At 55.4% G+C, this 10,989-nt stretch carries 9 protein-coding genes; 7 read left to right on the top strand and 2 right to left on the bottom strand.

The genetic code is table 11. From position 1 onward, the window contains the following. The 4 genes from ACQ4N8_RS25075 to ACQ4N8_RS25060 all read left to right on the top strand — a co-directional run. On the top strand, positions 1-806 hold an 806-nt coding region (locus ACQ4N8_RS25075), incomplete at its 5' end, for an amino acid ABC transporter ATP-binding/permease protein (protein ID WP_430707081.1). A gap of 377 nt (positions 807-1,183) precedes the next feature. After that, positions 1,184-2,083 carry a LysR family transcriptional regulator gene (locus ACQ4N8_RS25070; RefSeq protein ID WP_430707080.1) on the top strand — a complete coding sequence of 300 codons (900 nt, stop codon included), beginning with the start codon at positions 1,184-1,186 and terminating at the stop codon, positions 2,081-2,083. 220 nt (positions 2,084-2,303) lie between these two features. After that, entirely contained in the window at positions 2,304-2,747 is a 444-nt protein-coding gene (locus tag ACQ4N8_RS25065; RefSeq protein ID WP_430707079.1) for a DUF1641 domain-containing protein, read from the top strand. A gap of 15 nt (positions 2,748-2,762) precedes the next feature. Next, entirely contained in the window at positions 2,763-3,941 is a 1,179-nt protein-coding gene (locus ACQ4N8_RS25060) for an NAD(P)/FAD-dependent oxidoreductase (RefSeq protein ID WP_430707078.1), read from the top strand. Positions 3,942-4,019: 78 nt separating this feature from the next. On the opposite strand, the gene gdhA is transcribed toward ACQ4N8_RS25060, so the two are convergent. Both gdhA and ACQ4N8_RS25050 read right to left on the bottom strand, forming a co-directional pair. Continuing rightward, positions 4,020-5,396 (bottom strand): NADP-specific glutamate dehydrogenase, encoded by a 1,377-nt coding sequence (gene gdhA, locus ACQ4N8_RS25055; RefSeq protein WP_430707077.1) that lies wholly within the window; start codon positions 5,394-5,396, stop codon positions 4,020-4,022. 281 nt (positions 5,397-5,677) lie between these two features. Then, on the bottom strand, positions 5,678-6,328 hold the full coding sequence (locus ACQ4N8_RS25050) for a nitroreductase family protein (protein WP_430707076.1): 651 nt from the start codon (positions 6,326-6,328) through the stop codon (positions 5,678-5,680). A gap of 451 nt (positions 6,329-6,779) precedes the next feature. Here ACQ4N8_RS25050 and ACQ4N8_RS25045 point away from each other — a divergent pair, with 451 nt between their 5' ends. From ACQ4N8_RS25045 to ACQ4N8_RS25035, 3 genes are all read left to right on the top strand, one after another. Then, the gene (locus ACQ4N8_RS25045; protein ID WP_430707075.1) at positions 6,780-7,757 is read left to right on the top strand and encodes a Gfo/Idh/MocA family protein; all 978 of its coding nucleotides are present in this window, start codon (positions 6,780-6,782) and stop codon (positions 7,755-7,757) included. Between the two features lie 134 nt (positions 7,758-7,891). After that, a complete protein-coding gene (locus ACQ4N8_RS25040; protein WP_430707074.1) occupies positions 7,892-10,201 on the top strand; it encodes a nitric-oxide reductase large subunit in 2,310 nt (769 codons plus the stop codon). 12 nt (positions 10,202-10,213) lie between these two features. After that, positions 10,214-10,948, top strand: coding sequence for a Crp/Fnr family transcriptional regulator (locus ACQ4N8_RS25035; protein ID WP_430707073.1), 735 nt, complete (start codon positions 10,214-10,216; stop codon positions 10,946-10,948). The last annotated feature ends 41 nt before the right edge of the window (positions 10,949-10,989 follow it).

Raw genomic sequence — 10,989 nt, 5'->3', positions numbered from 1 at the left:
GCGAGGGCCAACGCGCCGCGGCAGGCGCGACGGCCGACGGCCGCGGCCCGGGCGGCTCGGCCGGGTCCGCCCGCAGCGCCCACGTGCGGCTGCAGGGCGTTCGCTTCGCCTATGCGGCGGAGGACGCCGATTCGGTGGACGGCGTCTCGCTGGACATCTCGCAAGGCAAGCGGATCGCGGTGATCGGGCGCAGCGGCGCCGGCAAATCGACGCTGCTGAAGCTGATCCAGGGGGCGCTTGCCCCGACGGCGGGGACGGTCACGGTGGACGGCATCCCTGCCGCCTCGTTCGGCGACCGGATGCCCGAGGTGATCTCCGTCCTGAACCAAAGCCCGCATTTGTTCGACACGACGGTGGCGAACAATATCCGGCTCGGCCGACCGGGGGCCTCGGACGAGGACGTGCGCCGGGCCGCACAGGCTGCGCAGCTCGGCCCGCTGATCGCGGCGCTGCCGGAGGGCCTGGACACGCCGATGCGGGAAACGGGCCAGCGTTTCTCCGGCGGCGAGCGGCAGCGCGTGGCCCTCGCGCGGATCCTCCTGCAGGATACGCCCGTGCTCATCCTCGATGAGCCGACCGTCGGCCTTGATCCGCGTACCGAGCGGGAGCTGCTGTCGACGATTTTCCGCACGACGCAAGGCAAGTCGCTGATTTGGGTGACGCATCACCTGGTCGGCGCCGAGCGCATGGACGAGATCGTCTTCATGGAGCACGGCCGGATCCTCCTGCGCGGCACCCATGCCGAGCTGATGGAGCGCGAGCCGCGGTACCGCAACCTGTACCGGTTGGATCGTCCGGAGGACTGAAACGGGATAACGATAGGATGGTATTAAGCGGCGATGCTGGGGAGACCCGGCATCGCCGCTTTCTTTATAACGTATGCTTGCCGATGGATAAAAGGACGGTCGCTGGGCGTGACGAACTGCAAAGCTTTTACACTTGGCCAGCCCTTTTCGGAGAATATTGACGAATTCAACTGCACTTTTTACATTTGGCAGTACAGCGGCCCTTCCCAAACTCCTCCCCCAAGTCCTCCCCATACCCCCTTCGAAGAAAATTCGCCTCCCGTGCTTCCGTTTTCGGGATAGAGTCGATATAATGGTCTTTAATATGTTTACACGTTGTGTAAGATATCTATTTGCCAAAGAGGAGAGCACGAGTTTGCAACGAGCGGGGTGAGGGGATGGAGCTTAGGCAGATTCAATATTTTATCGAGGCAGCCAAGCTGGAACACGTAACGGAGGCATCGTATGCGCTGCATGTCTCGCAATCGGCGGTCAGCCGGCAGATTTTCAAGCTGGAGTCGGAACTGGGAGTCGATTTGTTTATCCATGAAGGACGCAAGGTGAAGCTGACGCCGGTCGGCCGGCAGTTTTTGCTGCATATGGAGCAGTTGATGAAGGTCATCGACCACGCGCGCCAGGAGATCGACGAGTATCTGGATCCGGAGCGGGGGACCGTGCGGATCGGCTTCCCAAGCAGCTTGGCCGCGCAAATGGTGCCGACGGTCGTGTCCGCCTTCCGGCAGCGGTATCCGGCGGTGCATTTCCAGCTTCAGCATGGATCCTATAAAGAGCTGATGGATTGGGTAAGCGGCGGAGAGATGAACCTGGCCTTGATCGGACCGGTCCCGCAGGAGGAGCCGCAGATCCGTGGAGAAGTCCTGTTCCGGGAAAAATTCAAAGTGCTTTTGCCCGCCGGACACCGGTTGGCCGGGCGCAGTTCCTTGGAGCTTGAAGACTTGAAGGACGATGGATTCGTGTTGTTCCCCCAAGGATTCATTTTGCGAGAGCTGGTTGTGGAGGCTTGCGGCAAACTGGGGTTTCAGCCCAAGGTTTCGTTCGAAGGGGATGACCTCGATGCCATCAAAGGGCTGGTATCGGCAGGGCTCGGCCTGACGCTGCTTCCGGAAATCGCGCTGGGCGAGCATATCCCTTCGACCATGATCGCGCTGCCGATGCGGGAGCCGCATGTGACCCGGGATGTCGGGGTCATTATTTCGGCCAATCGGGAGTTGCCGCCGACCGAAAAGCTGTTTTACGATTTTTTGAAGGAGATGTCCCCGCAATCATTTGGCGTTTAAAATCGATCCAATTTTGATATAGGTTGAGGACCGTGAAAATTATCACTTTCACGGTCTTTTTTTGTTGAAAATGTGTTACAATTTATACGGATTGTTCAATGTTTAGATGTGCAAATTTTCACTAACTTTGAACGGGTTAGCGAAAAGCAAAGTAGGAACACTATGCATGAGCTTGGGTTCGGCTAGTAAGTACTTAGACTAACGCAAAGGAGAATCGGAAATGTCAGAAACGATTACAGAAACAAAGACAGAGCAGGAGCCGGTCGCCGCAGTCGGCGGACAGCCGCAGGAACTCCTGGAGCAGCTTTTGAAACCGGAGGTGCAGCAGTCGCTGAATGCGCTGGTAGAGCAGTTGCCCAAATTGACCGAGTTGGTAGGGATTTTGACGAAGTCCTATGATTTTGCCAAGTCGGTTGCTACGGATGAAGTCTTGAAGAATGATACGGTCGGCGCTATTTCGGAGATTGCCGGACCGGTGGTAGGCAAAGTGAAGCACATCGCCGCCAACGTAGTTGAAGCGAAAGACCGCGCCGAAGCAAGCCAAGAGGCGATCGGTCTGTTCGGGCTGATGAAAATGCTGAAGGACCCGCAGGCGCAAAAACTGTTTCGGTTTGTTAATGCCTATCTTCAAGTCTCCGGTGAACGGGACGGTCATCAAAAATAACGGAGGATAACGACTATGTCAAAACATATTTTGATTCTGGGTGCCGGCTATGGCGGCGTTCTTAGCGCCTTGTCCGTCCGCAAGTATATGGATAAATCGCAAGCTCGGGTCACGGTGGTCAACCAATATCCGACGCATCAAATCATTACGGAGCTGCACCGTCTGGCTGCGGGAAGCATTTCCGAACGCGCGGTTGCCCTTCCGCTCGAAAAGCTGTTCAAAGGGAAGGACATCGATCTGCGGATCGCCAAGGTGGAAAACTTCTCGGTGGATAAAAAAGAGGTCAAACTCTCCGACGGGACGTTGCTGTCCTACGACGCGCTGGTGGTGGGCCTCGGCAGCATCACGGCCTATTTCGGCATTCCGGGGCTGGAGCAGTACAGCATGGTGCTGAAATCGGCGAATGATGCGGGCAAGATTCACGAGCATATCGAAGCGCGGATTCGCGAGTATTCGGTGTCCCGGAATGAAGCGGACGCCACGATCTTGATCGGCGGCGGGGGATTGACCGGCGTGGAGCTGGTCGGGGAAATCGCCGACAAGCTTCCGGAGCTGACGAAGAAATACGGCGTGCACCGCGATGACATCAAGCTCATGCTCGTCGAAGCGGGACCGAAGATTTTGCCGGTGCTGCCGGACGTTTTGATCGAACGGGCGACGGCCAGCCTGGAGAAACGCGGCGTGAGATTCTTGACCGGTCTTCCGGTAACCAATGTCGAAGGCAATGCCATCGATTTGAAGGATGGTCAAAAGATCGTGGCCAATACCTTCGTTTGGACCGGCGGCGTCCAAGGCAATCCGCTCGTGGGCGAATCGGGGCTGGAGGTCAACCGCGGACGCGCTACGGTCAACGAGTTTCTGCAATCGACATCGCATCCCGACGTATTCGTTGCCGGAGACAGCGCGGTGTATATGGGGCCGGACGGACGTCCCTATCCGCCGACGGCGCAAATCGCCTGGCAGATGGGCGAGTTGATCGGCTACAACCTGTTTGCGCATTTCGGCAGCAAACAGCTGGAAGTGTTCAATCCGATCAACTCCGGCACGTTGGCCAGCCTGGGCCGCAAAGACGCCGTAGCGACGATCGGCGCGAACAACACCGAGCTGCGCGGACTGCCGGCTACGTTAATGAAGGAAGCGAGCAACATCCGCTATCTTTCCCATATCAAAGCGCTGGACGCTTTGGCTTACTAAACGCATATAACGATTCAAAAAAGAGTCGCCGGGGTTCAATCTTCCCCCAGGCGACTCTTTCTATAATTTTCGTTAGTTTTAAACGATGCCATGCGCCAGCATCGCGTCGGCGACCTTCAGGAAGCCAGCAATATTGGAGCCCACGACGAGATTTCCGGCATGGCCGTACGCTTCGGCGGCATTGACACTATTGCGGTAAATATTCTTCATTATATCCTTCAGCTTGGCATCGACTTCCTCGAACGTCCAGGAGAGCCTTGCGCTGTTCTGCGCCATCTCCAGGGCCGAGACGGCTACGCCGCCGGCATTCGCCGCTTTGGCCGGGCCGAAATAAATGCCGTTGTTCAAGTAAACCTCGATCGCTTCCAGCGTGGAAGGCATATTCGCGCCCTCGGCCACGTATTTCACGCCGCCGGCGACAAGCTGCTTGGCGGAGATTTCGTTGATTTCGTTTTGCGTTGCGCACGGCAGGGCAATATCGCAAGGGATGGTCCAGATGTTTGTGCAGCCCTCTACGTATTGGGCGTACGGATGCTCCTCCACGTAATCCTTGATGCGTCTTCTTTCGACTTCCTTCAGCCGCTTCACCGTGCTCAGGTCGATCCCGTTCGCATCGTACACGTATCCGCCCGAATCGCTGCAGGCCACGACTTTGGCGCCCAGTTGCTGCGCTTTCTCGATCGCATATATCGAGACATTGCCGGAGCCGGATACGACCACCGTTTTGCCTTCGAAGGTTTCCCCTTTGCTCTTCAGCATTTCGGCCGTGAAATAGACCAGCCCGTAACCCGTCGCCTCGGTGCGCGTCAGGCTGCCGCCGTACGTGAGGCCTTTCCCGGTAAGCACTCCGGTCTCGCTGCCGTACAGCCGTTTGTATTGGCCGAACATGAAACCGATTTCCCGTGCGCCTACGCCGATATCGCCGGCCGGCACGTCGGTGTCCGGACCGATATATTTGCCGAGCTCGGTCATGAAGCTTTGCGTAAACCGCATGACTTCCAGATCGGATTTGCCTTTCGGATCGAAGTCGGATCCGCCTTTGCCGCCGCCGATTGGCAGGCCGGTCAGCGAGTTCTTGAAAATTTGCTCAAAACCGAGGAATTTGATAATGCTCGCGTTGACGGACGGGTGGAACCGGAGCCCGCCTTTGTAGGGGCCGATCGCGCTGTTGAATTGAACGCGAAAGCCGCGGTTCACCTGTACTTTGCCCTGATCATCCACCCATGGAACGCGGAAGGTAACCAATCTTTCCGGTTCGACGATGCGTTCGAGGATGCCCTGCTTCTGGTACTTCGGGTGTTTGGCGAACACCGGTATCAGCGAGTCAAGGATTTCCTTTACGGCTTGATGGAATTCGGATTCTCCCGGATTGCGCTGCTGCACTGCTTCGTATACCTCATTCACATACCGGCGCGCCGCTTCCAGATCCACGTCGCGTTGCTGCGTCATTGCCATGTCAGATCCACCTTTCTCCTATCCGAAATTAAAGATGAGTACGTTCACCTTTTCACGATATTTATGACCTTTATTGTAATATCTATGTCAGCTATAAACAAAGCTAAATTGAGATCAACTTAATGACCGAATGAGATGAACTCGGTTTGGGCGGGGGCGGATCCGCGGCATAAATCAAGGGTAGTATTCCCGGAAGAGAGGCGATTCAGACGAAAAAACGGCCGGGCCCCGCACTTCCCAGAAGAGCGGCGGGGCCTAGCCGTTTATTCGGTATTAACGCATTACTTTTGAAAGGAGTTCCAATACGACACTTGGTCCACCGAAAGGCGCGGCGTGGCATGAGCCGGCTTCGCCGCTTTACCGATCGCGATCAGCACGATCGGTTTCAACGTCTCCGGTACTTCAAAAACTTCGACGAATTGCTCGGCGTTATACCCGCCCATCGGCACGGTGTCGTAGCCCTTCGCTTTGGCGATCAGCATCAGCTGCATGGACACCAGCCCGGCATCCAGCAGGTTGACCTGGTGCAGACGTTCCGGGCTCATGCCGCCATAGCCTTTTTGCAGACGCTCGACAAAATTGTTTTTGATCTCTTCCGTCATTGCGCCGAGCTGTACGGCCTGGCCGTAGATCTCTTCCGCATGCTCATACGAACGCAGATCGCCCAGGACGGCGATAACCGCGGCGGCGTCGACTACCTGCTGCTGGTTGTTGGCGACCGGAAGCAATTTTTGCTTCAGCTCGGGTTCGTCGATGATCAGGAAACGCCAAGGCTGCAGATTGGATGAGGACGGCGCGGACAAAGAAAGCTCCACGATTTCCTTCAGTTCTTCACGGGAAATTTTCACGGAAGGGTCATACGCGCGAACGGAATGCCTTTCCCGCAGTACGGTATAAAAATCATTCAATTGAACTTGATTAAGAGTGCTCATTATCATGCTCCACCCTTTCTTTATATAGATTCATCACGAGAACAGTATAATACCTAACTGTTACGATTTCAAGAACAGTTCGCAGGGACGTCCGGAGCTTAAGCTTGAGGTTATTTAGGATAACCATTATCTTTAAGAGGTATCTCAAAAGGTCATCTTTCGATCACGAAGCAGGTTTGATGCGGTAGTCTCCGGCAAGGTAACGGACACCAGAAACGCTATTGGCCCGCTTTGGGGCAGTTTCCGATCCTAACGGACCGAGGAGACCTTATTTCGGTCAAAAGCGGCGAATTGGCCGCCATGAGAGCCCAATAAGGTCTCTGGAGTCCGTTACAGTGGGAAATAGCCGGGAAATGGGCAAATAGGGTCTTTACGGTCCGTTACGCAGCCGCGCTGCTCCCTGCTTCATCCACCCTAACCTAAAATCGAACCATTCGAAGGAGGTTTTCGCATGACATTAAAGATCGGAATCGTGGGCACGGGTTGGTTCAGCAAAGTGCATGGAGATGTCTTGGCCGGGATGGAGGGGGTTCGGGTCGCGGCCGTAACAGGGACGAGCGCGGCCAAGGCGCAGGCGCTGGCCGACCGTTATCCGGAAGCCATCGGCTACGGCAGCTTGACGGACATGCTGGATGCGCAGAAGCTGGATGCCGTATACCTTTGCGTTCCGCCGATGGCTCACGGAGAAATCGAAGCCGAGCTGATCGAACGGGGCACTCCCTTTTTCGTGGAAAAACCGCTTGCGGCCAACCTGGAGACCCCGCTCAACATTCTCGCCCGATTGGAGCAAAAACCGCTGGTTCATGCGGTGGGCTATCATTTTCGCTATAAAGACTCGATTCGCCGGCTGAAGGAAGCGCTGGAAGGCCGGACGATCGGCATGGCGCTGGGCGCCTGGATGGGCGATATGCCGCAGGTGGCCTGGTGGAGAAGCCAGGAGGGCTCGGGCGGTCAATTCGTGGAGCAGACGACCCATATCGTGGATCTGCTGCGCTATACGGCCGGCGAAGTCGAAGAAGTATACGCCGTCTACGGCAACCGCGTGGTGCAGGGGCTCTACGACAACGTCACCGTGCCCGACGTCGGCACGGTGACGTTGAAGCTGAAAAGCGGGGCGATCGCCGCCATTTCCAACACCTGCGTATTGCCGGGCGGGGTTTCCGAGGTGGGCTTGCACCTGTACACCGATGCCGGGATTTTGGCCTGGAACCCGGAACGGCTGGAAATCCGCAAGCCGGGCGCGTCAACGTCTTATACCGGTCAGGACAATCCTTATGTGGCGGAAACCGAGGCGTTTATCCATGCGCTGCGCACCGGCGACGCCTCGCGGATTCTATCGGACTATGCCGATGCCGTAAGAACCCAACGTATTACCTGCGCGGCACTGGAATCGGCATCGACGGGCAAGCCGGTCCGCATTGGCGAATAAAGAAAATTTGAAATAAGTGTGATATTTTTCGCTGTGGAAAGATAAAGAAATGTAAATTTGTAATCCGGATCACAATTCCCTCCTTTCCGAAATCTTATTCTGTTCCTGTTAGAAGGAAAGGGGAGAAAGATTTCATGAAAGGGAATCAAGCACAAAACTCTTTTTTAAAAGGGATCTTGATTTGTATCATTTTGCTTAGCTTTACAGTGCTTATTGCCGGCGGTTACTGGATCTTCAAATCCCAAGCGCCTACGCCTTTGCAAGTCGTAAACAGCGCCGGGGAAGTGTTGACGACCCAGGAACAAATCGCCGGGGGTCAAGCGGTGTTTCAAAAATACGGTTTGATGGACTATGCCACCGTGCTCGGTCATGGCTCATATCTGGGCCCGGACTATACGGCGGAGGCGCTTAAAATTACCACGGACGCCATGCATGACTATTATGCGCAGGAACGGTACGGCGTTCCTTATGCCGAGCTGGATGAAGCTCAGCACACGCTAATTTTCGAGCAAGTCAAAACGGAAATGAAGAAAAACCGTTACGACGAAAATGCGAAAACTTTGGCTCTGACGGACGGCCAGGCTGAGGGACTGAAACAGGTTCGCGCCCATTACGAAAAAGTGTTCGCGGAAGGCGACGGACTGGGTATCCGGCCGAATTTGTTCGAAAACGAAACGATGCCGGAGGAAGGGCGTGCCTATGTGGCCCCGGGGGATATGCGCAAGCAAATCGCCGATTTCTTCTTCTGGACCGGGTGGCTTTCCGCAACGGAACGTCCAGGGGATACCATTACGTATACGAACAACTGGCCTTATTTTGAAGATGCCGGCAATACGATGAGTTATTCCGCGGTGGTATGGAGCGGAGTCAGTATGACGCTCTTGATTTTGGTTCTCGGATTGATTCTGTATTTCTATAACCGTTACAGATTGCATATGCAGGAAGCTTATGAACCGGGCAAATTCCCGGTGCTTGATCTGAATAAAATGCCGGTGACGAGCAGCCAGGTGAAAACGGCGAAGTATTTCCTCGTCGTCATGCTGCTGTTCCTGGTTCAGGTAGGCTTTGGCGCGCTGTTGGCGCACTATTATGTTGAACCGGGCAGCTTCTTCGGAATGGATTGGATTGTCGAGTTGTTCCCGTTCAACATCTCCAAGTCGTATCACTTGCAGCTCGTGATCCTATGGGTAGCGACGGCATGGCTGGGTATGGGGATTTACGTGGCGCCGCTCGTTGGCGGCAAGGAGCCGAAACGGCAGGGGTTGTTGGTCGATATTCTGTTCTGGGCGCTGGTGGCGCTCACCGCGGGGAGTACGATCGGCGAATGGCTCGGGGCCAAAGGTTATCTTGGCAACCTGTGGTTCTGGCTGGGCCATCAAGGCTGGGAGTACCTCGAGTTGGGCCGTTTCTGGCAGATCGTGCTCGTCGTCGGCATGGTCATCTGGCTGTACATCGTATTTCGCGCGATTCGCAGCGCTTTGCGGAAAGAAACGGATAAAGGCGGATTGACGCACTTATTGTTTTATTCGGCGATTGCCGTTCCGTTCTTCTATATCTTTGCTTTCTTCTTTAATCCGACAACTTCGTTTACCTACGCCGACTACTGGCGCTGGTGGATCATCCACTTGTGGGTGGAAGGGATCTTCGAGGTGTTTGCCGTTGTCGTGATCGGCTTCCTGATGGTCCGGATGAAATTGGTCACCAAGTCGTCTACCGTGCGCTCGTTGTTATTCCAGCTTATTCTATTGCTGGGCAGCGGCGTGATCGGGATCGGCCACCACTATTACTACAACGGTTCGGCTGAAATCTGGATTGCCTTGGGCGCGGTCTTCTCGGCGCTGGAGGTTATCCCGCTGACTTTGTTGATTTTGGAAGCTTACGATCAGTACAAAATGATGAAGGATGGCGGTCAAACGTTTCCGTATACTTCGGCTTTCCGCTTTCTGGTATCGACGGCGGTCTGGAATTTGGTCGGCGCGGGCGTGCTTGGCTTTCTGATCAACCTGCCGGCGGTCAACTACTTCATGCATGGCTCGACATTGACGACGGCTCATGCCCACGGCTCGATGATGGGCGTTTACGGGATGTTTGCGATCGCGGTTCTGCTGTATACGATGCGCAACATCGTCAAGCCCGAGCAGTGGAACGACAAGCTGCTGCGCATCTCTTACTGGGGACTGAACATCGGGTTAACCGGTATGATCGTCGTCACCCTGTTGCCGGTCGGGTTTATCCAATTGAAGCACTCGTTTGACTTTGGCTTCTGGTCGGCGCGCGAGTATTCGTTCTATCAGCAAGACACGGTTAGCCAATTGCTGTGGCTGCGGATGATTCCGGACACGATCTTTATTGTGGTAGGCATTCTGCCGCTTCTGTATGTGATCGTTCGTTCGATGTTCCATCTGCGCAAGCCGAACGTAGCTGAAGAAGAAGTCTTCGAATAAGGGGCGATCGGTATGGAGCTTACCCAAGATCTGCTTCGTTCCATCCCTTTGTTTCACGAGCTATCCGGGGAAGAGGCCGGGCGGGTGCGGGAACTGATCGTTCCTCGCCTATTGCCTCGGCGAACGGTGGTTTTCCGGGAGGGCGATGAGGTGGAGGCGGTGTACTTTGTGGTTAACGGCCTAATCAAAACGAGCCGGACGGACGAGCGGGGCAATGAACAGATCTTCTCGTTCCTGAAAAAGGGCGATATGTTCCCGCTTACCGGCCGGTTTGATGGAGAAGCGTCGCCTGTGACAGCGGTAACGGTGGTCGAAACGAGCCTGCTCGCGATTCCGCTCCGTTCCTTCGAGCATCTTCTGGCTAGCTCGCCGGGGCTTGCCTTTAAAATGATGGGGCTGATGAGCGGCAAAATCCGCGAGTTGCAAAGCAAACTGCAAAATTTCAACCAGCGGAGCGTGGAAGATCGGGGAATTTCGCTACTCCTTCAGCTTGCCGAGCATTTCGGGGTGGAGCGGGAAGGCGAAGTCCTCGTTCCAATCCCGGTCACGCATCAGGAGCTGGCGAGCACGATCGGATTTACGCGGGAGTCGGTGAGCCGGCTGCTGACCAGCCTGCGCAAGGAAGGGATTGTGCAGGTTAACCGCAAAGGATTCGTCGTCAAGAATCCTTTGGCCTTGAAAGAAAAGGTATGCGTCAAGGAAAATTGTCCGCATTGCCGCGAGCAGCGGTATCAGCAACAGGGGTAGTACTGTATCTGTATCCGGTAGGCATCCGCTCCATGGGAATA

The organism is Paenibacillus macerans, from assembly GCF_050565405.1.
In the GTDB taxonomy this organism is placed as follows: domain Bacteria; phylum Bacillota; class Bacilli; order Paenibacillales; family Paenibacillaceae; genus Fontibacillus; species Fontibacillus macerans_B.
The sequence above is the reverse complement of the archived record's forward strand: the minus strand, read 5'-3'. Positions and strand labels throughout refer to the sequence as shown.